This window comes from Rhizobium sp. PvP014, assembly GCF_017876855.1.
Lineage (GTDB): Bacteria > Pseudomonadota > Alphaproteobacteria > Rhizobiales > Rhizobiaceae > Neorhizobium > Neorhizobium soli.
Map to the genome: position 1 here is coordinate 1,935,341 of NZ_JAGIOT010000002.1, position 21,010 is coordinate 1,956,350.

At 60.6% G+C, this 21,010-nt stretch carries 25 protein-coding genes; 6 read left to right on the forward strand and 19 right to left on the reverse strand.

From position 1 onward, the window contains the following. Position 1 precedes the first annotated feature (1 nt). From J3A65_RS14040 to ybgC, 4 genes are all read right to left on the reverse strand, one after another. Entirely contained in the window at positions 2–1,183 is a 1,182-nt protein-coding gene (locus tag J3A65_RS14040; protein ID WP_209901798.1) for a hypothetical protein, read from the reverse strand. 9 nt (positions 1,184–1,192) lie between these two features. Next, positions 1,193–1,651 (reverse strand): protein TolR, encoded by a 459-nt coding sequence (gene tolR, locus J3A65_RS14045; protein WP_062460755.1) that lies wholly within the window; start codon positions 1,649–1,651, stop codon positions 1,193–1,195. A 27-nt stretch (positions 1,652–1,678) separates the two neighbouring features. After that, positions 1,679–2,398, reverse strand: coding sequence for a protein TolQ (gene tolQ, locus J3A65_RS14050; protein ID WP_062582426.1), 720 nt, complete (start codon positions 2,396–2,398; stop codon positions 1,679–1,681). A 267-nt stretch (positions 2,399–2,665) separates the two neighbouring features. Beyond that, positions 2,666–3,115, reverse strand: coding sequence for a tol-pal system-associated acyl-CoA thioesterase (gene ybgC, locus J3A65_RS14055; RefSeq protein WP_062461839.1), 450 nt, complete (start codon positions 3,113–3,115; stop codon positions 2,666–2,668). Between the two features lie 122 nt (positions 3,116–3,237). Here ybgC and J3A65_RS14060 point away from each other — a divergent pair, with 122 nt between their 5' ends. The 3 genes from J3A65_RS14060 to J3A65_RS14070 are packed head-to-tail and all read left to right on the forward strand — an operon-like array spanning position 3,238 to position 6,141. After that, positions 3,238–4,458 carry an NAD-dependent epimerase/dehydratase family protein gene (locus J3A65_RS14060; protein WP_209901800.1) on the forward strand — a complete coding sequence of 407 codons (1,221 nt, stop codon included), beginning with the start codon at positions 3,238–3,240 and terminating at the stop codon, positions 4,456–4,458. Positions 4,459–4,465: 7 nt separating this feature from the next. After that, positions 4,466–5,275: a glycosyltransferase gene (locus J3A65_RS14065; protein WP_209901802.1), complete on the forward strand. Its 810-nt coding sequence runs from the start codon at positions 4,466–4,468 to the stop codon at positions 5,273–5,275. Further along, the gene (locus J3A65_RS14070) at positions 5,272–6,141 is read left to right on the forward strand and encodes an NAD(P)-dependent oxidoreductase (protein WP_209901805.1); all 870 of its coding nucleotides are present in this window, start codon (positions 5,272–5,274) and stop codon (positions 6,139–6,141) included. Before J3A65_RS14065 ends, J3A65_RS14070 begins: the two co-directional genes overlap by 4 nt. Before the next feature lie 19 nt (positions 6,142–6,160). Here the strand turns inward: J3A65_RS14070 and J3A65_RS14075 are convergent, their stop codons facing one another. The 6 genes from J3A65_RS14075 to ruvC all read right to left on the reverse strand — a co-directional run bounded on the left by J3A65_RS14075 (position 6,161) and on the right by ruvC (position 9,940). Then, positions 6,161–6,586 (reverse strand): hypothetical protein, encoded by a 426-nt coding sequence (locus J3A65_RS14075; RefSeq protein ID WP_325263012.1) that lies wholly within the window; start codon positions 6,584–6,586, stop codon positions 6,161–6,163. Beyond that, entirely contained in the window at positions 6,579–6,800 is a 222-nt protein-coding gene (locus J3A65_RS14080) for a DUF2945 domain-containing protein (RefSeq protein ID WP_062460771.1), read from the reverse strand. Before J3A65_RS14080 ends, J3A65_RS14075 begins: the two co-directional genes overlap by 8 nt. A 55-nt stretch (positions 6,801–6,855) precedes the next feature. After that, the gene (locus J3A65_RS14085; RefSeq protein ID WP_245341683.1) at positions 6,856–7,344 is read right to left on the reverse strand and encodes an NUDIX hydrolase; all 489 of its coding nucleotides are present in this window, start codon (positions 7,342–7,344) and stop codon (positions 6,856–6,858) included. A gap of 31 nt (positions 7,345–7,375) precedes the next feature. Then, a complete protein-coding gene (gene ruvB / locus J3A65_RS14090) occupies positions 7,376–8,416 on the reverse strand; it encodes a Holliday junction branch migration DNA helicase RuvB (protein ID WP_209901810.1) in 1,041 nt (346 codons plus the stop codon). A gap of 215 nt (positions 8,417–8,631) precedes the next feature. Next, the gene (ruvA, locus tag J3A65_RS14095) at positions 8,632–9,249 is read right to left on the reverse strand and encodes a Holliday junction branch migration protein RuvA (protein WP_062460779.1); all 618 of its coding nucleotides are present in this window, start codon (positions 9,247–9,249) and stop codon (positions 8,632–8,634) included. Positions 9,250–9,430: 181 nt separating this feature from the next. Further along, the gene (gene ruvC / locus J3A65_RS14100; RefSeq protein ID WP_062460782.1) at positions 9,431–9,940 is read right to left on the reverse strand and encodes a crossover junction endodeoxyribonuclease RuvC; all 510 of its coding nucleotides are present in this window, start codon (positions 9,938–9,940) and stop codon (positions 9,431–9,433) included. Between the two features lie 218 nt (positions 9,941–10,158). Here ruvC and J3A65_RS14105 point away from each other — a divergent pair, with 218 nt between their 5' ends. Both J3A65_RS14105 and J3A65_RS14110 read left to right on the forward strand, forming a co-directional pair. Further along, positions 10,159–11,010 carry a methyl-accepting chemotaxis protein gene (locus J3A65_RS14105; protein WP_209901812.1) on the forward strand — a complete coding sequence of 284 codons (852 nt, stop codon included), beginning with the start codon at positions 10,159–10,161 and terminating at the stop codon, positions 11,008–11,010. A gap of 129 nt (positions 11,011–11,139) precedes the next feature. Further along, on the forward strand, positions 11,140–12,150 hold the full coding sequence (locus tag J3A65_RS14110; protein WP_209901814.1) for an LLM class flavin-dependent oxidoreductase: 1,011 nt from the start codon (positions 11,140–11,142) through the stop codon (positions 12,148–12,150). Positions 12,151–12,207: 57 nt separating this feature from the next. On the opposite strand, the gene J3A65_RS14115 is transcribed toward J3A65_RS14110, so the two are convergent. Next, positions 12,208–12,954 carry a YebC/PmpR family DNA-binding transcriptional regulator gene (locus J3A65_RS14115; protein ID WP_062460788.1) on the reverse strand — a complete coding sequence of 249 codons (747 nt, stop codon included), beginning with the start codon at positions 12,952–12,954 and terminating at the stop codon, positions 12,208–12,210. Positions 12,955–13,095: 141 nt separating this feature from the next. Between J3A65_RS14115 and J3A65_RS14120 the strand changes: the two genes are divergently transcribed. After that, on the forward strand, positions 13,096–13,608 hold the full coding sequence (locus J3A65_RS14120; RefSeq protein ID WP_062460791.1) for a pyridoxamine 5'-phosphate oxidase family protein: 513 nt from the start codon (positions 13,096–13,098) through the stop codon (positions 13,606–13,608). A gap of 33 nt (positions 13,609–13,641) precedes the next feature. On the opposite strand, the gene J3A65_RS14125 is transcribed toward J3A65_RS14120, so the two are convergent. The 8 genes from J3A65_RS14125 to J3A65_RS14160 form a co-directional block, all read right to left on the reverse strand. Then, the gene (locus J3A65_RS14125; protein ID WP_209901816.1) at positions 13,642–14,505 is read right to left on the reverse strand and encodes an MBL fold metallo-hydrolase; all 864 of its coding nucleotides are present in this window, start codon (positions 14,503–14,505) and stop codon (positions 13,642–13,644) included. Between the two features lie 142 nt (positions 14,506–14,647). Beyond that, a complete protein-coding gene (locus J3A65_RS14130; RefSeq protein ID WP_174196155.1) occupies positions 14,648–14,986 on the reverse strand; it encodes a hypothetical protein in 339 nt (112 codons plus the stop codon). A 1-nt stretch (position 14,987) separates the two neighbouring features. Continuing rightward, complete coding sequence (locus tag J3A65_RS14135) at positions 14,988–15,812, reverse strand: TIGR00282 family metallophosphoesterase (protein ID WP_062460799.1); 825 nt, start codon at positions 15,810–15,812, stop codon at positions 14,988–14,990. A gap of 11 nt (positions 15,813–15,823) precedes the next feature. Next, positions 15,824–16,426 carry a 5-formyltetrahydrofolate cyclo-ligase gene (locus J3A65_RS14140; RefSeq protein ID WP_245341550.1) on the reverse strand — a complete coding sequence of 201 codons (603 nt, stop codon included), beginning with the start codon at positions 16,424–16,426 and terminating at the stop codon, positions 15,824–15,826. Positions 16,427–16,439: 13 nt separating this feature from the next. Continuing rightward, on the reverse strand, positions 16,440–17,720 hold the full coding sequence (locus tag J3A65_RS14145; RefSeq protein ID WP_082476442.1) for a hemolysin family protein: 1,281 nt from the start codon (positions 17,718–17,720) through the stop codon (positions 16,440–16,442). A 255-nt stretch (positions 17,721–17,975) separates the two neighbouring features. Further along, complete coding sequence (locus tag J3A65_RS14150) at positions 17,976–19,007, reverse strand: sensor histidine kinase (protein ID WP_174196154.1); 1,032 nt, start codon at positions 19,005–19,007, stop codon at positions 17,976–17,978. A gap of 9 nt (positions 19,008–19,016) precedes the next feature. Then, positions 19,017–19,460, reverse strand: coding sequence for a response regulator (locus J3A65_RS14155; protein ID WP_062460808.1), 444 nt, complete (start codon positions 19,458–19,460; stop codon positions 19,017–19,019). Further along, positions 19,457–20,956, reverse strand: a complete 1,500-nt coding sequence (locus J3A65_RS14160; RefSeq protein ID WP_209901818.1) for an ATP-binding protein — start codon at positions 20,954–20,956, stop codon at positions 19,457–19,459. The genes J3A65_RS14155 and J3A65_RS14160 overlap by 4 nt, the downstream gene beginning before the upstream one ends. Positions 20,957–21,010 lie beyond the last annotated feature (54 nt).

Here is a 21,010-nt window from a genome sequence, read left to right on the forward strand (position 1 = left end):
TTCAAAGCATATCAAGATCGCTGGGGCTGAAGTTCACGATGACTTCGCTCCACGCATCGTATTTGTCTGCCGGCAGGTTCTTGAACGGCGACGAACGCAAGACAGCGCGGCGCGCGCTGGATTCAAGCGTCCGGCGGGCCGTATCTGAACCGCCGCTTGAGGAAACTTCGGGTTCGCCGACGATCATGCCCGACTGGTCGAGCCGCATATGGACGCGGATCACCACGCCTTCTGCACCTTCGATGCCGGCGATATAGGACCAGTTCTTGCCGATCTGCCCGCGCAACGCGTCCATTTCGCTGACGCTGAGCTTTGAACCAGTAGACGGCTTAGTGCTGCCGGTGGAAGCAGGCGACGTCGAACGCTTGGCACCGCCGCCCGACGCGTCCTGCTTGTTGAGAAGCGCTGCGATCTGGTCGGCATTGAAGTCGCTGGCCTTGGAAGACGAGGACTTGGCCGTCTCCTGCTTCTTGCCTTCCTTCTTGTCGGTCGGCTTTGAAGCTTCCGTCGCCTTGGTATCCGCCTTGGCGGTTTCTGTCGGCTTCGGCGGGTCAGGCTTCTTCTCGACCGGCTTTTCGACGGGCTTTGCCTGCTCCTTCGGCGGTTCCTGCTTCGGCTTGGCAGCGGGCACCGGAACGCTGTCGGGAAGCGGCGCTTCCTCGGTCTTGGCTTCGGTCGGAGTTGGGGTCGGTGGCGGTGTCTCGGCCTTGGGCGGCGTCGGCTCGGGCTTTGGCGGGGTCGGCTCCGGCTTAGGCTGCGGCAGCGCTGCCACTTCCTGAGGCTTCGGTGCCGTCTCTTCCTTGACGATATCCTTGACCTGGTTGTCCTCGTCCGTCGGGGTCGGCGTCGGGCGCTCCACCGGCTTTGGCGCGGCGGCGGCTTCGGTCTTCAGGGGCTTCTTGGCGGGTGTCGGCGGGGACTTCAGGTCGATGTCGCTCTCGCCGGCATTCTCGGCGTTTTCGACGACCTTCTGGTTCTTAGTTTCCTTCACCGAAGGCTTTTCGGTGAGAGGCGCCTTCTTGTCACCCTGCTGCATCTGGGTGATCGATTCCACCGGGACAATGTCGACCGGAAGCGCCTCGACGTCGGCGACGTTGAGCTGCATCGGTGAACTCAGCGAGACAAGCGCCCAGCCGAGAAGCACCGAATGGAGAACCAGCGATGTGCCGATACTACCCTTCATGGCGTGGGATCACTGCTCCTGTTCCTGAAGGGTAACGAGGCCGAGGTTCTTGTAACCGGCAGACGAAATGCGGGCCATGACCTTCATCACCACGCCATAGGCAGCGGCAGTGTCGCCACGCACATAGATGCGCTCGTTATAGCCGGTCGTGGCGATCGCCTGCAGCTTCGGCAGGATTTCGTCGATCGTGATCGGGGTTTCCTGCAGGAAGATCTGCCCTTCCGGATTGACCGAAACGGTGATCGGCTGCGTATCGGAATTCATCGCCTTGGCCTGGGTTTCAGGCAGGTCGATCGGCACGCCGACAGTCATCATCGGTGCGGCGACCATGAAGATGATGAGAAGCACGAGCATGACGTCGACAAGCGGCGTGACGTTGATTTCGCTGATCGCGCCGCTACGGCTTCGCCCACCGCGACGTCCGCGACGACCGCCTCCCGACTTTGCTCCTCCGGCCGACATGCCCATGGTGCTTACTCCTGGCGTTGTGCCTGATTACTGAGCGGCCTGGCGTGGCTGCAGCTTCTCGTCGATCTGGCGCGAAAGGATGGCCGAGAATTCGTCGGCAAAACCTTCCATCCGCGATGAAAGCTTGCCAGCCTCGCCCATGAAACGGTTGTAGGCGATAACTGCCGGGATAGCGGCAACAAGGCCGATGGCGGTTGCCAAGAGCGCTTCGGCGATACCCGGTGCAACGACCGCAAGGTTGGTGGACTTCGATCCGGCGATCGCCTGGAAGGAGGTCATGATACCGATGACGGTACCGAACAGACCGATGAACGGACCGGCCGAACCGATGGTTGCGAGCGACCCAAGACGTGCCTCGTAGGCCTCGCCTTCACGCGACATCGTCACGTCCATGGCGCGGTCGATACGCATCTGGAGACCGATCGGCGAACGGGCGCCGCGTTCAAAGCTCTTTTTCCACTCGCGCATGGCAGCGACGAAGATGGCGGCAAGGCCTGTATTCTGGCGCTCGCCAAGGGTGCGGTAGAGTTCTTCGAGCGACTGACCCGACCAGAACACCTGTTCGAACTGATCGAACTGACGCCGCGCCTTTGAAAAGGCCATATATTTGTCGATGACGATCGCCCAGGTCCAGACCGAGGCACCCATCAGCCCGATCATCACCATCTTGACGATCAGTCCGGCCTGCATGAACAGCGCCCAAAGGCTCACGTCATGCGTCGCAGCTTCCAGAGCTACCTGTTCCATCTGTCTTCAATCCCCGAATCCAAACGCCCGGCATTTCACAACCGGGCGGGTTCCAAAGCGCGCTCTCGCGAGAATGTTTCTGTCCGCCGAGATCGCCGCCTAACGCCCAAGATGTCCTGAGTTTTCAGCTTGGCTTCTCGCCTTCAAATTTGGTCAAAGGAAGGCGTGCGTTGCACAAATTCCTCACGGGTTAGTAAGACTACATTATCGTTAATAATGTGTTACGGCCGCAAGCTTGATCAGCGCTTTGGCTCTATTGTCTGAAGCTCAGATCGGCGCTGTTAGAAACTTCTCCGCGATCGCCTCCGGCAGTCGTCGTGGACGGCCGTATCTGTTGATGACGGCGATGACCACCTTCGCCGCAATCAGCAGCGTTTCGCCGCGGCGGATTTCCTGGGTGAGAACCATCTTGGCGCCACCCGCCTTTTCGGTGATCGTCTGGATCGTCAGTATATCGTCCATCCGGGCCGGTTGCTTGAAATCGATCTCCATGCGGTGCACGACGAAGACCAGCCCCTCCTCATCCGCCGACAGAAGCGCACCCTGCTCGCAGCCGAGGCAACGCAGATAATCGGTTCGGCCGCGCTCGAGAAAGTGCAGGTAGCGGGCGTGATAGACGAGGCCGGAGAAGTCCGTGTCCTCGTAATAGACCCGCTGGACGAGGCTGTGACCGCCCTCGATCAGTTCTCCGGATAACAAAAAATTCTGCTCTGTCATAAGCTTGCCTTGAAATTCCATCTTCATCCCCTGGATAAAGGCGGAATACCGATCCACTTTCGGTGTCCTGTCATACTTCCCGCCCGCATAAAATAGGGCACCCGCGAACGGAGAGAACATTCATGAAGATTGCAGTCCTTGGCGGCGATGGTTTCGTCGGCTGGCCGACATCGCTTCACCTGTCCGATGCCGGCCACGAGGTGCATATTCTCGATAACCTGTCGCGCCGCTGGATCGATACGGAACTCGGTGTTCAGTCGCTGACGCCGATGGACAGCATTCAGGAACGGACCCGCATCTGGCACGCCGAGACCGGCCGCCGCATCCACTTTCACCTGATCGACCTTGCCAAGGATTACGAGCTTCTGAAGGGTTGGCTGGCGGCGAACCGTCCAGACGCCATCATCCACTTCGCCGAACAGCGGGCAGCCCCCTATTCGATGAAGAGCGACCGCCACAAGAACTACACTGTCAACAACAACGTCAACGCCACGCACAATCTGTTGAACGCCATGGTCGAGCTCGACCTCGACGCGCATCTCATCCACCTGGGCACGATGGGTGTCTATGGCTACTCGACCGTCGGTGCGGCGATCCCGGAAGGCTACCTTCCTGTTGGCATCGAGACGATGGATGGGCGCACGGTCAGCCAGGAGATCCTCTATCCAAGCAATCCCGGCTCGATCTACCACATGACGAAATGCCTCGATCAGCAGCTGTTTGCCTTCTATGCTAAGAACGACGGCCTGCGGATCACCGACCTCCATCAGGGCATCGTCTGGGGAACCCACACGGAGCAGACACGCCGGCACGAGCAGCTGATCAACCGGTTCGACTACGACGGCGATTACGGCACGGTTCTCAACCGCTTCCTGATCCAGTCGGCGATCGGCTATCCGCTGACGGTACACGGAACCGGCGGCCAGACGCGGGCCTTCATCCACATCCAGGATTCGGTGCGCTGCATCGAGATCGCGCTCAACGCGCCGCCGGCCCGCAACAACCGCGTCGAGATCTTCAACCAGATGACGGAAACCCACCGGGTGCGGGATCTGGCCGAAATGATCTCCAAGATGAGCGGCGCCCAGATTGCCTGGCTGCCCAACCCGCGCAAGGAAGCCCCGGAAAACGATCTCGTCGTGAAGAACGACAAGTTCCTGAGCCTCGGCCTGCAGCCGACGACGCTCGGCGAAGGCCTGCTCGCCGAGATCGTTGATGTCGCGAAGAAATATGCCTACCGCGTCGATCGCAGCCGTGTCCCCGCCGTTTCCGCCTGGACGCGCGATATCGCCGCCAAAGTGGAGCACGATCCGGAAGGCATGCGGCTGAAATCCGTCTCGTGATGGCGCAATGAAAAACGCCTTCGTCACCCTCGTCACCAATGCCGATTACGCGATGGGCGCCACGGCATTGGCCCGGTCGATCAGGTTGACCGGGACCACGGCCGAGATCGTCGTGCTGCATACGGCGGCGGTCTCAGCATCCGACCTTGGCCCCCTCGAAGCCCTGGGCTGCCGTATGGTGGAAGTCACACACCTTCCGCTGTCCGACGCGTTCAACGACCGTCACGCCCGTAAGCACCTGCATGGCGCGGCGCCTTTTACCAAAGGCAACAAGCCGGAGTTCCACACGCCGCTCGACAATTTCTGCAAGCTGCGCCTGTGGCAGCTGACCGACTACGACAAGGTCGTTTTCGTCGATGCGGACGCGCTGGTGCTGAAGAACATAGACAAGCTGTTCGCCTATCCGGAGTTTTCCGCGGCACCGAACGTCTACGAGAGCATGGCCGACTTCCACCGGATGAACTCCGGCGTCTTCGTAGCCAAACCCTCGCTGCAGACCTTCGACGGTATGATGGCGGCGCTGGACGTTCCCGACGCCTTCTGGCGGCGCACCGACCAGACGTTTCTGGAACACTTCTTTCCGGACTGGCACGGCCTGCCGGTGACCATGAACATGCTGCAATATGTGTGGTTCGCAATGCCCGATCTCTGGAACTGGGAAAGCATCGGCATCCTCCACTACCAGTATGAAAAGCCCTGGGAGAAGGATCACCCGAAGGCGCAGCAGTTGAGACCTCTGATCGATCTCTGGTGGGACTTCTACGAAGGGCGCTCGCCCGACATCACCGCGCTGCCCAATCCGGCGCCGTTGCCATGAAAGTCCTCGTCTCGGGCGGGACCGGGCTCGTTGGCCGCTATATCGTCGAAGCGCTGCTGGACGCCAGCTACTCGGTCACCGTCGGCGGCCGGACACGGCCGCAACCCGACCTGTTCTCGAAACCAGTCGAATTCGTCCCCCTCTCGCTCGATCCCGATCTCGACCAGAGTGATGTCTTCACCGGTGCCGATTTCTTCGTCCACGCCGCCTTCGACCACGTCGCGGGGAAATACCGGGGCGGCGAAGGCGACGATCCCACGCGGTTTGCCCGCATGAACCTCAATGGCACGATGAAACTGTTCGAGACTGCCAAACGAGCCGGTCTCCGCCGCGCCGTCCTCATCTCCAGCCGCGCTGTCTATGACGGCCTGCCTGACGGGTTGCCGCTGATCGAAGACACGGATCTGTCACCGACAAGTCTCTACGGCGAAATCAAGCATAAAGGCGAATTGGCAGTCGCCGGGCTTTGCGACGCGCACTTTTCGACCGCAAGCCTGCGGTTGACTGGTGTCTACGGACATCTGAGACCCAACAAATGGGATCAGATGTTTGAAACCTACCGTTCCGGCGGCGTCATTGAACCGCGTGCGGGAACGGAAGTAAACGGCAGCGATGTCGGCTCCGCCGTTCGTCTGATGCTGGAAGCCGAAGCCTCCAGGATCGCCGGCGAAAGTTTCAACGTGTCAGACATACTCACCGATCGAAGCGAAATCCTCAGTCACGTCGACAATGGCCGCCGCTTGCCCGAGAAGGCTGATCTGTCGCGAGTGCGCGTCATGCCGACGGCAAAGATCGAGGCGCTTGGCTGGAGGGGCGGTGGCAAACCGTTGCTTGCACAAACAATCCGCCGCCTCGCCTCCTCCTGATCTTATCCCCGCTACGATCCTAGTGGGACGAGGTGCGTTGCGTCTTGGCCTCTTGCTTCGTCTTGTCGATCTGCTTCATGTGCTCTTCGGCCCATTTCTGGCCGGCGTCGCCGCCCCACAAAAGCCAGGCAATGTAACCAGCAGATGGGTTGCCGTCGTCGCCGAAATTGTCGGAGCGCTTGTCGACATTGTGACGCTTGAAGTAGCTTACCATCCGCTTCACCGTCTGTTCCGACAGATGCTTGCGATGCTGAAGATCGCGAGCGCGTGCTATCCCGACCGTCGTGCCGCCACGGCGATATTCGGCGCGCAGCTTCAAGCCCTTCTCGGCCGCAGCCGCAACGTCGGCTGGCGGCTTGTGGTCAAGCTGCGATGGTTTGGACGGGCTGCGCGCGCGAGTCTTAGACTGCTCGTGCTGATGTTCGTGCGAAGATCTTTCAGCCATCGGTCTTCTTCAGCTCCGATTGGCTTTTCAAAACCTTGTCGCCGTCTTCCTGCTTGACGAGGAAGGCGGGCTTGTCGGCATCTGCCTTGCGCTTGATCGTCTTGCCCTTGATCTTGCGCTCGACATCCTTGGTGAACTTCTCGGCGACCTTACCTTCGGCCTTCGACTTTCCCCATTTCCATTCGACTTCGTTTCCGACGCTGATCTTCTGCATGGATCATCTCCTTCTACTCCTGAAAAAACTCAAGCGAGCAAAGGATGTTCCAACATCAGTCTTTCAGATCGAGATCGCCATCGCGCCAGACCACGTGTTTCGGGCTCATGGTCAGATCTTCGATCTCGTCCGCGATGAAATAGGGCGGGATATCCAGCGCCTTCAACGAGTCCCTCGTCGCCTTCACCCACTTGAACTCGAGTTCGTGCGTGTCGACGATCCGATGGACGATATCGGTCGGATGAAACGGAAAGCTCTCCGGCAGCTCCATCAGGTAGTAGAAGCCGAGTTCGTGCCAGTCGCGGTCTTCGTAGTGGAAGAAGTTCTCGACCGCCCAGAGCAGCCGCCCGACCTTCACCTCGGCCCCGAGTTCCTCGACCATCTCGCGTTTTAGCGTCTCTTCGGACATTTCACCCACTTCCGCGCGTCCGCCCGGAAAGGTCCAGAACGTCTCGTGCACGGCGCGGTGCACCAGCACATGGCCATCGCGAAAACCAAGCCCGGCGATGCGCATCTGGAAAATGCGCTTCGGCTTGAACTTCATCCGGATGCGCAGATCCTGGGGTTTGTCGCGCTTACTCATCGTCGAAGCTGATCCTGAACTGGGCGGCTTCCATATCCTTGGGCGGCTGCAGGCCCAGATGCTTCCAGGCGATCGCCGTCAGCACCCTGCCCCGCGGCGTGCGCTGGATGAAGCCCTGCTGGATCATGTAGGGCTCGATAATATCCTCGATCGCGTCGCGCGGCTCCGAAAGTCCCGCCGCAATCGTCTCGATGCCCACGGGCCCGCCGCCGAAGTTGACGGCGATCATGTTGAGATAGCGCTTGTCGAGCTGGTCGAAACCGGCGTGGTCGACATTGAGGCGGATCAGCGCCTCGTCGGCGATCTCCTTGGTCACGGCTTCCGCACGCGCCACTTCGGCAAAATCGCGGACACGGCGCAACAGCCGTCCGGCGATACGCGGCGTGCCACGGGCGCGCCGTGCGATCTCGCGCGCGCCGCCATCGGTCATCGGCAGGTTCATCAGGCGCGCACCACGCCGGACGATGCCTTCCAGTTCCTCGACCGTGTAGAACGACAAGCGCACGGGAATGCCGAACCGGTCGCGCAGCGGCGTGGTCAACAGCCCGATACGGGTGGTGGCAGCAACCAGCGTGAATTTCGACAGGTCGATTTTCACCGACCGTGCCGACGGCCCTTCGCCGATGATCAGATCGAGCTGAAAGTCTTCCATCGCCGGATAGAGGATTTCCTCGACCGCCGGGTTGAGACGGTGGATTTCATCGATGAACAGCACGTCGCGGTCTTCGAGATTGGTCAGAAGCGCCGCAAGATCACCGGCCTTTGCAATGACAGGACCGGAGGTCGAGCGGAAATTGACGCCCAGTTCCTTGGCCATGATCTGCGCAAGCGTGGTCTTGCCGAGACCCGGCGGGCCGACGAACAGCACGTGATCCAGCGCCTCACCCCGGTTCTTGGCGGCCTCGATGAAGATCTTGAGGTTGGCGCGAGCCTCTGCCTGCCCGGTAAACTCGTCGAGCGACTGCGGGCGCAGCGCCGTATCGAAATCTTCGCCCCGTTTTTCCGGCGAGATGAGGCGGTTTTCGTCGGTCATGCAAGAATTTCCATCTCGGGCGCGCAGGATGCGGCCTTTGTGTCTGATGTCATGGAGCAGTGGCACCGGCCATGTGGAGCAGCAACTCTCGCCACGTCGCGATCCTTGATCGCTATCGTGATCTGACCTTCAAGAGCCATGTTCGTGAACGCACCCAATCTGTTACTTCCCGTAATCGTCTGGCCCTATCGATATCCCAGTGCTTACCCCGGATATCACGACCTCGCCAGTTCCTTCAGACCCAGCCGGATCAGCTTGGCGCTGTCGGCATCCTCACCGGCTGCCTTCAAAGCTGCGGCGACGGCATTGGCCGCCTGGTCTCGGGAATAGCCAAGATTGGTGAGCGCCGAGACCGCATCGCTGACGGGCGCAGACGCCACGCCCTCGCCCAGTTCCTGCTTGAAGCCGATATTGGCGGATGCCTCGCCGGCAAAGGCGGGCGCCTTGTTCTTGAGTTCTGTGACAATGCGGACGGCGACCTTGGGGCCGACACCGGGCGCCCGCGACACTGCGGTCTTGTCCTGCAGCGCAATCGCATTGGCCAGTTCGCCCGGTGTCAGCGTTGAGAGCAAGGCCAGCGCCACCTTGGCGCCGACGCCCTGCACGCTCTGCAGGAGGTTGAACCACTCGCGCTCCAGTGCCGACAGGAAGCCGAACAGTTTCAACTGGTCCTCGCGCACATAGGTCTCGATAAACAGCACTGCCGCTTCGCCCACATTGAGGCGGGCCAGCGTGCGGGCCGAACAGAAGGCTTCGTAGCAGACGCCGTGCACGTCAACGAGCGCGTAGTCCTCGCCGATCTCGTCGATAGTGCCTTTGAGCTTGCCGATCATGTCTTAGGTCCGCCGCTGAGGATGAAGGAGAATGGGTTCCGGAAATCATGATGCCGAGCATCGGGAAACAGGCACGATAGCGCGCTGCATCGCGCGTCAGAAGCCGATGCGAGCGTACGGCCTCTGCCGAAATACCTACTGAGGGCGTCAGAACAAGTCAAGAACAGAGGAGGCTGATGCGTCAGCCGGCCAAAGCTTGGCGCATGCGGTTTGCAACGCGGTTATGGGCGTGGCAGATGGCGATCGCCAGCGCGTCGGCGGCATCATTACCCTTGAACTCCGCCTTCGGCATCAGAATCTTCACCATCATGTGGATCTGCTGCTTCTCGCCGTGGCCAACGCCGATGACCGCTTTCTTGACAGCGTTTGGCGCATATTCCGAAACAGGCAACCCGGCACGCGCCGGCACCAGCATCACGACGCCACGCGCCTGACCAAGCTTCAGCGTCGCCACCGCATCCTTGTTGACGAACGTCTGCTCGACCGCCGCCTCGTCTGGCGTGTAGGTATGCACAACTTCGGCCAGACCATCGTGCAGCTGGCAGAGGCGCGAGGCGAGGTCGATGTCACCGTCGGACACGACCGTCCCCGATGCCACAAAGCGCAACGAGTTTCCCAGTGTCTCGATAACACCCCACCCTGTGCGGCGAAGCCCCGGATCGATGCCGATGATGCGAATCGGTTTTGTCATGGCAACTGTTGTGTCACGCCGGGAATCCTGCGCCAAGGCCGAAACGCGGAGTGACTCTGCAGGCCAACATGCGGACCGAAGCCGTCGGAAGCGTTCATCTTTTGTTAACCATAACCGCATCGTTTTGGGCAGAAGTGGTGATCCAACCGCAACAACCTTTTCCTAATGGCGTTGGTTCGTCACAAAGGGTTTCTTAAGAATCACGAGGAGGCGCCCGAATGATACGGGACTATGATCGGAATGAGACCGAGCTGCGCGATCTTCGCAGAACCGCCGACATCCTGGACGGCGGTCTGCGCCGCTTTGCAAGCGGTGATATCCGCACCACACTTGATGAACCCATGCCACTGCGTTTTGAGGGCATGCGCCGCGATTTCAATCGTGGCCTCGCAACAATCGACCGGACCATCGGCACCGTCGTTTCGAGTGTCGAGACGATGCGGGCCGACACCGAAGCCATGGCCGCCATCCTGCGCAGCCAGGCTCAGGCCCGCCAGGATCAGGCAGACAGAATTACCCGCGCGAAGTCAAAGACGAGCGCGCATGAGAGAAGCGCCAAGCAGCGTCAGGCAATCACCCGTCACGTCGGCACGATCGCTCACAACACCAAGCTTGACATGCGCCGACCGCGCGAAGCGGTCGCTGCCGCGTTGAAGCTGATCGAGACGATGGAACTGTCGGCCGGTACGCCCAGTGCTACAGGCATGAGCGCAATCCGCGCCAAGACCGAAGAGATCGAGCGCGAACTGCGTGCGATCGGCCTTTACGTCGATGCATTGGCCCAGAATGTCGAGGAACTGACCGAATCCGCCGATGCTCAGGCGGCCGAGGCCGAGGCTATCCGTGGCGAGCTCGACGAAATGGCCAAGGCAAAGGATGCCCGGGCCCCCGAAATCCTGACCACGCCGCTTGTTCTCGACAGTCTGAACCGCAGCATCGGCGAGATTGATCGCGCTGCCGCACGCTACTCCGACGTGACCATTTTGCCGGCGCCACCACTCTTTCCGCCTGAAGGGTCGCCCCCGTCGTCGGGAGGTCGCAAGCCCTTCCTGCGCCTGATCAAGACCTGAGGCAGCGACCTCACTGTCGGACCTCCACCGACCCCGCCGAGCGACTTTCATCGCCGGCGGGGTCGTATTTGCAAGACCGGCTGCCTAGATAGGGAGAACACGTTTTCCTATCCATTTCAGGATATGCCGATGATCCCGTTTTCCATTCTCGACCTTTCGCTGATCGGCGAAGGGTATTCCGTCAGCCAGGCTCTCGACCAGTCCCGCAGGCTGGCGATCAAGGCCGAACAGCATGGCTATAACCGCCTCTGGCTTGCCGAACACCATGGCATGCCGGGCATTGCCAGCGCGGCCACCGCGCTCGTCATCGCCCATGTCGGCGCCGCGACCAAGACCATCCGGGTTGGCTCCGGCGGCATCATGCTGCCAAACCATTCTCCTCTTGTGATCGCCGAACAGTTCGGCACGCTGGAAGCGCTGCTCCCCGGCCGTGTCGATCTCGGCCTCGGCCGAGCGCCCGGAACCGACATGCGCACGGCAAATGCGCTGAGACGCAATCTCGATGCGGGCGCAGAAAACTTCCCGCAGGATATCGTCGAGCTCAAGCATCTGCTTGGAACGCCCGTCCCGAACCAGGCAATCCTTGCCGTGCCGGGAACCGAGGCGAATGTGCCGATCTGGCTGCTCGGCTCCTCGACCTACAGCGCCCACGTGGCGGCCGCTTTGGGTCTCCCCTACGCGTTTGCCTCGCATTTTGCGCCCGACATGCTGCTCGACGCGATTGCCATCTACCGCGATCGCTTCCAGCCCTCGGCGGATCTCGACAAACCGTATGTGATGGCCGGTGTCATGGGTGTGGCAGCAGATACGGATGAGGAAGCAAACAGGCTCTTCACCTCGTCGCAGCAGCAGTTTGTCAACCTGCGCAAGAATGTCCGCGGCCTTTTCCCGAAACCGCTCGATACGATGGCCGGTTTCTGGACGCCGATGGAGAAGATGAATGTGGAGCACACGCTGCGCTACGCAGCGGTCGGCTCGCCGCGAACCATCGAACGCAAGCTCGGTGAGTTCCTGGCCGAAACCCAGGCCGACGAGCTCATCATCTCGATGCCGATCCACGATATCGACAAGCGTCTCCGCTCGGTGGAATTGTTTTCGCAGCTGTCGCTGATGGATAGCCAGCTGCAGCGAGCCGCGTAATCGAATACGGGCCGGTCTCAACGACCGGCCCGCTTCATTTCAAGACCAGAGAGGCGATCAGGCCGACAACTTGGCCATGACCTCATCCGAGACTTCGAAGTTCGAATAGACGTTCTGCACGTCGTCGTCGTCTTCGAGATTGCCGATGAGCTTCATCAGCGACAGCGCGCGTTCCTCGTCGACTTCGATCGTGTTCTGCGGCTTCCAGATCGACTTGACCGTCTCGGCACCGCCGAGCGTGGCGTCGAGCGCCTTGGAGACTTCACCGAGCGCCTCGAACCCACAGATGATCGTGTGGCCTTCCTCGTCGGAAATCACATCGTCGGCACCCGCTTCGATCGCAGCTTCCATGACCGTATCCGCATCGCCGACCGACGCCTTGTAGGTGATCTCGCCGACATGGTCGAAGGAGAAGGACACCGAACCGGTTTCGCCAAGAGCACCGCCGGCCTTCGTGAAGATCGAGCGAACGTTGGAGGCGGTACGGTTGCGGTTATCGGTCAGAGCCTCGACGATCACGGCCGTGCCGCCTGGGCCATAGCCTTCGTAACGCACCGCGTCATAGTTCTCAGCATCGGCGCCCGACGCCTTCTTGATGGCGCGGTCGATATTGTCTTTGGGCATCGACTGCGCTTTGGCGTTTTGAACGGCAAGGCGCAGTGCCGCGTTCATATCCGGGTCGGGTAGACCGGACTTTGCCGCAACGGTGATCTCGCGTGCAAGCTTGGAGAACATCTTGGAACGGATACCGTCCTGCTTGCCCTTGCGGTGCATGATGTTCTTGAACTGTGAATGGCCAGCCATGGCACCCCTGTCTGCATCATTATCTGGAATTGTGCCGCCTTATAGTTTCGAAGCGGAGGCCGTTCAAGAGCCTTTCGGATGAGGAACAAACCCCGCCCCGCCTCCGTTCTTCAACCGCACGACAAAGAAGGAGAATTATAGATGGCGAGCCTTACCGAAGCACGCGAAGCCCCCGAACGTCAGATGTGGGACGAAATCAACGGAATCCATGCGGGCATGCTCGGCATCGAAGGTGCGCACATGCATTTTCAGCCGATGGCGCCGAATGTCGATTCCGAGACCAACACGATCTGGTTCTATACCAGGACCGATACGGATCTGGTGAAGGCGCTCGGCACAGCCTCCCGCGCCCACTTCAACGTGGTCGGCAAGGATCACGATTACCACGCCTGCCTCTCGGGCACCCTGGAAGTCCGCAAGGACGAGGCGAAGATCGATGAATACTGGAGCGCCGTGACGGCTGCCTGGTACGAACACGGTAAGTCCGATCCCCATCTCACCATGCTGGCCTTCCGTGTCGATGATGCGGAAATCTGGGCGTCGACCGACAGCACGCTCAAGTTCGGCTGGGAAATCGCCAAGGCGAACCTGAACGACGAGAAGATGCCGGAAGTCGGCGTCAACAAGCGCCTGACCTTCACGCGTCACGCCTGATCAAACGACCGACAGGGGCTTGAACAGCCCCTGTCACAGCCCTTGCGGCACCATGATCGTCGGCTTCTTCGGCAGGCTTCGCATCGACACGGTGATCGTCTCGCTCGGCGCGTAGGCGATGTCGAACTTGCCGTCGAACATCGACAGGAACCGCTCGAGCGGCGGCCCGAAACGGTGCATCGGCAGGATCAGTGACGACCGCAGCCGCTGAACGACGCGGCTCATGCTGTCCGCCCCCATCGTCAAACCACCATCAACAGGCACCATCAGAATATCAAGCCGACCGATCTGCGTGTACTGCTGCTCGTTGAGTTCAAAATGCAGATGGCCGAGATGCCCGATGCAGAGCCCGGCGACCTCGAAGATGAAGATCGAATTGCCGTCCGGCTCGATCCCGCCGCCCCAGTTGCGGATATCAGAGACGACATTGCGGATATAGACGTCCCCGACCATTTCCCGATGCTCGGCCTTCTCACCCGGCACATCGCTCCATCCGCGCATCACGTGGGCGATCGCAGGATCCGGCATCATCGTATAGTGGGTGGAATGCGCCTTGTTCATCGTCACCACGTCAGGCATCCGTGACGGCTGGTGAACGCCGCTGTAATCGGTGGCGATGCCGATACCGTCGGGGCTCTGGATGAAATAGGTCGAGTGGCCGACGAAGGTAATCTTCACCTCTTCCCGCGCCGACAGGTTTACCGGTTTGACGACTGGCGCAAACGCGGGACCCGAAGGGTTGAAGCTGGCATAGCGGACATGGGGGAATTTCTCGCCCGGCAGGTTCTGCGCAATCGCCTGGCACTGGCTGACCGGCAACCCGCCCTCCTGCGCCAGCGCCGATATGGCGGATAGAAGGAGAGCCGAAAAACTGAATGCCAGCGTTCGCAGCTTCATGCCACACCCCGAACCGCGTTGCGAAAAATCGAGCCGATGCGTTCATGCCATTCTGGTACTCAGGATGCGGCAAGCATGGCGAAGCGTCCAGCGACGAAGCGCCGAGGTCGTCTCACAATCATGTCATTGAGTGGTTAGCGCCTCAACGCGTCCGGCAGACGAAGGGCAGGAATGAGCTCGCTGTCCCGAAGTTCATCGCGGCCATGGTGAGGCGATTGGCAAGATCGATATCACCCTTGGACGACGGGCACACATCCGCACCGTTGGAGCAGCCGGCTGCAATGAAAGCATTGTTCCCCTCAATGAAAGCACGGGTAACGTCGCCGTCAGCGGACATCGAAAGCAGGTCGTGCCAAGCCTTGGCGTAGAAACTGCACTTCTTCTGAGCCCACGTTCCGGCTGAAGGCTGGACGCTTTGCTGTGCCGATGCTCCGAAAACCGGAAGCATCAGAACCGCAAACAGAAGCAGCGCCCGAACCATTCTACCGCCAGAAGCTCGGAATGGTCTCCGCGAGCCGCGGCCCGATCCGGAGCGGCTCGATCTTCTCGGCCAGTCCCGTCGTGTCGGAAATCTCGATGCCGAGACCGCAGATTGTCGCGGGACCGTTTGCCGCCTCGAAACGGCCCTTCGGCATTTTCGAGATGAAGCGGTTGAGCGGCTCTTCCTTGTCCATGCCGAGCGACGAATCGTAGTCGCCGCACATGCCGGCATCCGACATGTAGCCGGTGCCGCCGTTCAGGATCTGGCAGTCGGCGGTCGGCACATGCGTGTGCGTGCCGACGACGAGCGACGCACGACCATCGACGAAATGCCCGAAACACTGCTTTTCGCTGGTGGCTTCCGCATGGAAGTCGAAGATGATGGCATCCGCCTGTTCCTTCAGCGGGGCCGCGGCAAGGATCGCCTCGGCGGACTTGAAGGGATCGTCGAGTTCCGGATGCATGAAGACCCGGCCCATGATGTTGGCGACGAGGATGCGCGCGCCGTTGCGGCCGTAGAAGATGCCGGATCCCTTGCCGGGCGTGCCGGCCGGATAGTTGGCCGGGCGCAGGAACTGGTCGTGGCGACCGGCAAAGCCGACGGCTTCCTTCTGGTCCCAGACATGGTTGCCGGTGGTGACAACGTCGGCACCGGCATTGATCGTCTCGAGAAAGATCTCCTCGGTAATGCCGAAGCCACCAGCGGCATTCTCGCCGTTGACGATCACGAAGTCGAGTTTCAGGTCGGACACCAGCCCCGGCAACTTGTCCCAAACCGCCGTACGGCCGGTTTTGCCGACCATGTCACCCAGAAACAAAAGACGCATGCTTGTCCAATCTACGCGGGCATACCCGCGAACGGCCGATAGCCGCTTTCGGTCAAGACGGCATCGAGCTTCATATCATGAGGTTCTTCAGGCACTGATGCCACTTCCTGGCAGTCGAATGCAATGCCGATCAACCGCGGGTTCAAGCCTTTTTCGCGCAAACGGTGAATGGCCCGGTCATAATATCCGCCGCCATAGCCGATCCGGTGGCCGCGCGCATCGAATGCGGCCAGTGGCACGAGCATGATCTCGGGCTCGAGTTCTTCCGCCTCGGGCCCGGGACCCGATGTCCCGAACGTACCGGGTACAAGCACCGTCTCAGGCGTCAGTTCGCGAAACACGATCGTTTCCTTGTCGAGGACGACGGGCAGGCAGATGCGCCCGCCGCGATCCCGCAGCAATGCCATCAGAGGATGGAGATCCACCTCGGATCGGATCGGCAGAAAGCCCGACACGATCGCTCCGGCATGCAACTCGATTGCCCCGGCGCCATGAACGGCAAGCGCCTGGCTCTTTTCGACCCTATCCGAAACAGACAGAGCGTCTCTCGCGGTGAGGCTCTGGCGCCGCAGTTCCGTCTTGCGCATGCGATTGTCGGAAAAAGCCTCGCTCATCGGTCCCGTGCCGTCAGTCTGGTGCGCGGCTGAGCAGCAGCTTGTCGATACGACGTCCGTCGAGATCGATCACCTCGAAGGTCCAGCCTCGTGTTGTGAACTTCTCGCCCAGTTCCGGCAGATGCTTCAGCTCGTCGAGAACGAAGCCTGCAACGGTCTCGTAACCCGGGTCATCCTCGATCGGCACGCCCATCTGCGCGGAGAACTCGTCGACTGCCATCCAGCCGGCGACGAGATAGGATCCGTCGTCGCGCGCGACGATGGCGGGTTCTTCAACCTCGTCCTCCTGGAACACACCGGTGATGGCTTCGAGCACGTCGCCGGAGGTGATGATACCTTCGAAATGGCCGTATTCGTCATAGACGAGAACCATATGTGCCGGTGACTTGCGCAGGGCCTGGATGACGTCGAGCGCGCCGGTCAGGTCGGAAACGACAGGCGCTTCACGCATCAGCGAGGCGGGATCGCCGCCCCTGCCGCCGGCCATGAATTCATAGGCGTCCTTGACGAAGAGCACGCCCTGGATCTCGTCCGACGAGCCCTTGCGTACAGGCAGACGCGACCGTGTCGTCGCCCGCAGCTGGGCACGAAGCTCTTCCGGCTCATCTTCGGTATCGAGCACCTCCACATCGCGGCGTGGCGTCATGAGGCCGCGCGCGGTACGGTCGGCCAGTCGCATGACGCCTGATATCATCGCCGATTCCTCGGTCTCGATCACGCCCGCGCTATGTGCCTCGGCAAGCACGGTGCGGATTTCCTCGTCGGTGACTTTCTCGTTCGATTCCCCGCTCTGGCCGAGAAGGGCCAGAAGAAACCGACCCGAGATGTCGAGGAACCACACGACCGGGGCACCGATTGTCGCGACCATCTTCATCGCCGGCGCCACTTTGGCGGCCACGAGCTCAGGCGCCCGCAATGCGATCTGCTTCGGCACGAGTTCGCCGACAATCAGCGACATATAGGTGATGACCACGACGACACCGCCGACGCCGAGCCAGTCGGCGAAGTTTTGCGGCATACCCTGCTCGGACAGCCAGTTGGTCAGACGGGTGCCGAGCGTTGCACCGGAAAACGCACCGGAGAGAACGCCGACAAGGGTGATGCCGATCTGAACGGAGGAAAGGAAGCGGCCTGGATCTTCAGCCAGCTTGATGGCGGCAGCTGCGCCACGATTTCCCTGCTCTGCCATGACCCGGAGGCGCACGGGACGCGAGGACACGACGGCAAGTTCCGACATTGCGAGGACACCATTGAGAATGGTGAGTGCAACGACGATGAATATTTCGGTTAACAAAAGGGGCTCTTAATCTGGAACAATATCCTGCCTGCAAAACTGACGCCACGGCCCACTTCAACGAGAACCGTTATCGAACGCACCCTATGGGAGCGTCGGCGCTGCTTCGCGCACAGTTCGGAAAACCGCCCGCAATCCTTGGGGGTTCTCGGAGCTATGCACCTTCGCTCGCGGTGGAAATCATAGGGTCAGCATGCGTCCAATGCAATGGCCGTCACTGTGGAACTTGCGAGCGTCCGGTCGGAAAGGGAGAAATCACGCCGTCAGGTCGATCAGCAGTTCGGCGCGGGTGCCGCTTTCGCGCGGCACATATTGGATGGAAGCACCAAGCGTTGCCGCCATCGACTTGACGATCCGACTGCCAAGACCCGTGCCCTTCGGCATGTCGCCTTCCTTCCAGCCGACGCCGTCGTCCTCCACCGCAAGCAGCGCCTTGTCATCATCCTGCCGCTTGAGAAGCACACGCACCTCGCCCTCAGCGCCCGGCGGATAGGCATATTTCAGCGCATTGGTGAGAAGTTCGGTCACGATCATCCCGACGGAGACGGCCCGGTCGGACTTCAGCGCGAGTTCGTCGGCCTGCAAAAGGATCGTCGCGCTCTGGTGATCGTTGACCGTACCCTGCACTTCCTTGACCAGAGTGCCGAGATACTTGTCCATCTCCACCTGGCGCACGTCGTCGGACGTATAAAGGCTGCGGTGCATGCCGGCGATCGCGGAGATGCGCGCCTGCGTCTCCGACAGGGCCGCCTTGACGTCGTCGTTCTTGCTGCTCGACACCTGAAGGCGGATCAGCGCGGCAACCAGCGCCAGGCTGTTGGCGACGCGATGGTTGACTTCCGTCAACAGCACCTCGGCGCGTTCCTTGCCAAGCCGGATCTCCTGATCGGCGCGCTCCTTGGCGCGGCGAAGCTCGGCGGTCGCAATCCCCTGGCCGATCGCGCTCTGCATCAGCGGCCAGAACTCGTCGCCCACCGTCTTGATGACATAGTCGGACGCACCGTTCTTCAATGCGTCGATCGCGATCGTCGCATCGCTCGAACCGGTGACGTAGATGACCGGGAGCCCCGCCCCCATCTCGTTCAGCCTGTGAAGGATTTCGAGGCCGGTACCGGTGCTGAGATAGTGGTCGAGAACCACTGCGTGCACGCCACCCTTCTCAACGGTCTCCATTGCCGCGGACAGATCCACGGCATGGACGACCTGATAGCCGAAGCGACCCAGATTGCGCACGGCAAGCCGCGCAAGGGCAAGGTCGTCATCGACGTAGAGAATGGTGTGCTGCATCACGTCTCGTCATTGTCCGGGAATTTGCATCACGGCAAAGAACAGACCGAGCTGTCTGATGGCGTGCGCGAAACTCTCATAATCCACTGGCTTCGTTATATAAACGTTGGCACCGAGATCGTAGCACCGCTGGATCTCTCGCTCGTCGTCGGTCGTGGTCAGGATGACCACGGGCAGTCGCTTCGAGTGAGGGTTGGACTTCACCTTCTCAAGTATGTCAATACCCGACATATCGGGGAGGTTGAGGTCGAGAAGGATCAGCAAATACCGATCCGCATTGGCCGCTCCCAGGCGGTCAGCGCCGAGAATATAATCGAGCGCCGCGTTTCCGTTTGTGAACGGTACGATCTCGTTGTTGACGCCTGCTCGACGGACATTCTTTTCGATGAGGCGCGCATGCCCCTCGTCGTCCTCGACCATAACGATGGTAACTTCTTTGCCGGCAGCATTCATGACCCATGACTCCTGACATATTGGGACAGATCGGTGGGCAGACGGATGATGAATGTCGCACCGCCGCCCAAGGTTGACGTGATCGTAATCTCGCCACCTAAATTTCTGACTAATGATCGCACATGCGCAAGGCCGATGCCCTCGCCGGGCTGGTTCTGCACGCCGGAACGGCGGAACAGCTCGAACACCCGTTCGTGGTCTTCCGGCGCAATGCCGCGCCCGTTATCGGCAACCTCGATCCGGACAAAGCTTCGCCCGAGCGGCGTTGACGTGATCGACAGCGCCAGCGGCCGGTCGGGATGTTGGTATTTGACCGCATTGTCGAACAGGTTACCGAAAACCTGCTCCAGCGAGAACCGGTCGGTGACGAGGGTCTTTGCGGCCGACGTGGAAATCGCCACTTCGCCGCCGCCCTCATTGACCTGGTGGTAGACGCTTGCAGCGGTTGCCTCCAGCAGTTCGGCGAGATCGATCCGCTCCGGCTTCAGCTCACGCCTTCCGTCGCGGGAGATCTTCAGGATGGCGTTGATCAGGCCATCCATCTTCTTGGTCGAGGAACGGATAAAACCGATTGCCTCTGGAAGATCTTCCTCGACTGCAAGCCGGGCGTCCCTCACCTGAAGTTCGCTCGGCTTGACGTAATCGGCCAGCACGTAGGCGGAGATCGATTTGAGCGAACTATCCAGCTCGCTGGTAAAGCCCATGATGTTGACAAGCGGCGCTCTCAGATCGTGCGAGACGATATAGGCGTATCGCTGGATCTCGCGGTTTGCCTGGATGAGGTCTTCGGTACGCTCGTTGACCCGCTCCTCCAATCCGGCATTCAAGGTTTCCACCTCGGCACGGGCCTTCTGTAGCTGGCGGACATGCTGGAAGACGATGGCAATCGCGCCCCCGAGAACGAGAATGATCAGGATACCGCCGCCGACGGTAAACCACTGCAGCTTTTCGGAACTTCCGCGAATCTCTCCGATCCCAGAAATCAGGTGTCCATCCAGTTCGCCGATCACGCCGCCAAGCAGGGCGCGCAATTTCTGCATGGCCTCAAGGCCCGACTGGTTGCGAACGATGGCGACTGCCTGCTCGACCTGACCCGAACTTGCGAGCGACAGCGTCGCCTGCATCTCATTGGTCTTTAGCGCGATCAGGCTGCGGATCTCGTCCAGCGGAACGCTGACGATGTCCTGATTGGCCGCCGTCCGCTCCACCTTCTGCAGCTGGAGCGGCAGCGCACCGATGGATGTCCGGTAGGGCTCGAGAAACAGCGGATCCTGCACCAAAAGGTAGCCGCGCTGTCCGGTCTCGGCGGTCTGCACAAGCAAAAGCAGATCGGCAGTGGTCGCGCGCAATGCTCTCAGCTTCGTGACGTCATCGAAATACGTCCTGGTCATCTGCGCCAGGAAGAAAGAAGACATCACGATGCCGAGCAGGATAGCCGCGCCGATGACGAGCATCAGGAGCGACGAGCGGGCGAACGTGGCTTTTGCGTTGGGCATGAAGAAGTCCGCCGATTGAAAACACGCAGACTTACTCGGAAACGGCGCGGCCAT

Bases quoted from the DNA above. Each gene is read 5' to 3' on its own strand.
- J3A65_RS14040 (WP_209901798.1), bottom strand. From the start codon at position 1,183: ATGAAGGGTAGTATCGGCACATCGCTGGTTCTCCATTCGGTGCTTCTC.
- tolR (WP_062460755.1), bottom strand. From the start codon at position 1,651: ATGGGCATGTCGGCCGGAGGAGCAAAGTCGGGAGGCGGTCGTCGCGGA.
- tolQ (WP_062582426.1), bottom strand. From the start codon at position 2,398: ATGGAACAGGTAGCTCTGGAAGCTGCGACGCATGACGTGAGCCTTTGG.
- ybgC (WP_062461839.1), bottom strand. From the start codon at position 3,115: ATGACAGAGCAGAATTTTTTGTTATCCGGAGAACTGATCGAGGGCGGT.
- J3A65_RS14060 (WP_209901800.1), top strand. From the start codon at position 3,238: ATGAAGATTGCAGTCCTTGGCGGCGATGGTTTCGTCGGCTGGCCGACA.
- J3A65_RS14065 (WP_209901802.1), top strand. From the start codon at position 4,466: ATGAAAAACGCCTTCGTCACCCTCGTCACCAATGCCGATTACGCGATG.
- J3A65_RS14070 (WP_209901805.1), top strand. From the start codon at position 5,272: ATGAAAGTCCTCGTCTCGGGCGGGACCGGGCTCGTTGGCCGCTATATC.
- J3A65_RS14075 (WP_325263012.1), bottom strand. From the start codon at position 6,586: ATGGCTGAAAGATCTTCGCACGAACATCAGCACGAGCAGTCTAAGACT.
- J3A65_RS14080 (WP_062460771.1), bottom strand. From the start codon at position 6,800: ATGCAGAAGATCAGCGTCGGAAACGAAGTCGAATGGAAATGGGGAAAG.
- J3A65_RS14085 (WP_245341683.1), bottom strand. From the start codon at position 7,344: ATGAAGTTCAAGCCGAAGCGCATTTTCCAGATGCGCATCGCCGGGCTT.
- ruvB (WP_209901810.1), bottom strand. From the start codon at position 8,416: ATGACCGACGAAAACCGCCTCATCTCGCCGGAAAAACGGGGCGAAGAT.
- ruvA (WP_062460779.1), bottom strand. From the start codon at position 9,249: ATGATCGGCAAGCTCAAAGGCACTATCGACGAGATCGGCGAGGACTAC.
- ruvC (WP_062460782.1), bottom strand. From the start codon at position 9,940: ATGACAAAACCGATTCGCATCATCGGCATCGATCCGGGGCTTCGCCGC.
- J3A65_RS14105 (WP_209901812.1), top strand. From the start codon at position 10,159: ATGATACGGGACTATGATCGGAATGAGACCGAGCTGCGCGATCTTCGC.
- J3A65_RS14110 (WP_209901814.1), top strand. From the start codon at position 11,140: ATGATCCCGTTTTCCATTCTCGACCTTTCGCTGATCGGCGAAGGGTAT.
- J3A65_RS14115 (WP_062460788.1), bottom strand. From the start codon at position 12,954: ATGGCTGGCCATTCACAGTTCAAGAACATCATGCACCGCAAGGGCAAG.
- J3A65_RS14120 (WP_062460791.1), top strand. From the start codon at position 13,096: ATGGCGAGCCTTACCGAAGCACGCGAAGCCCCCGAACGTCAGATGTGG.
- J3A65_RS14125 (WP_209901816.1), bottom strand. From the start codon at position 14,505: ATGAAGCTGCGAACGCTGGCATTCAGTTTTTCGGCTCTCCTTCTATCC.
- J3A65_RS14130 (WP_174196155.1), bottom strand. From the start codon at position 14,986: ATGGTTCGGGCGCTGCTTCTGTTTGCGGTTCTGATGCTTCCGGTTTTC.
- J3A65_RS14135 (WP_062460799.1), bottom strand. From the start codon at position 15,812: ATGCGTCTTTTGTTTCTGGGTGACATGGTCGGCAAAACCGGCCGTACG.
- J3A65_RS14140 (WP_245341550.1), bottom strand. From the start codon at position 16,426: ATGAGCGAGGCTTTTTCCGACAATCGCATGCGCAAGACGGAACTGCGG.
- J3A65_RS14150 (WP_174196154.1), bottom strand. From the start codon at position 19,007: ATGCAGCACACCATTCTCTACGTCGATGACGACCTTGCCCTTGCGCGG.
- J3A65_RS14155 (WP_062460808.1), bottom strand. From the start codon at position 19,460: ATGAATGCTGCCGGCAAAGAAGTTACCATCGTTATGGTCGAGGACGAC.
- J3A65_RS14160 (WP_209901818.1), bottom strand. From the start codon at position 20,956: ATGCCCAACGCAAAAGCCACGTTCGCCCGCTCGTCGCTCCTGATGCTC.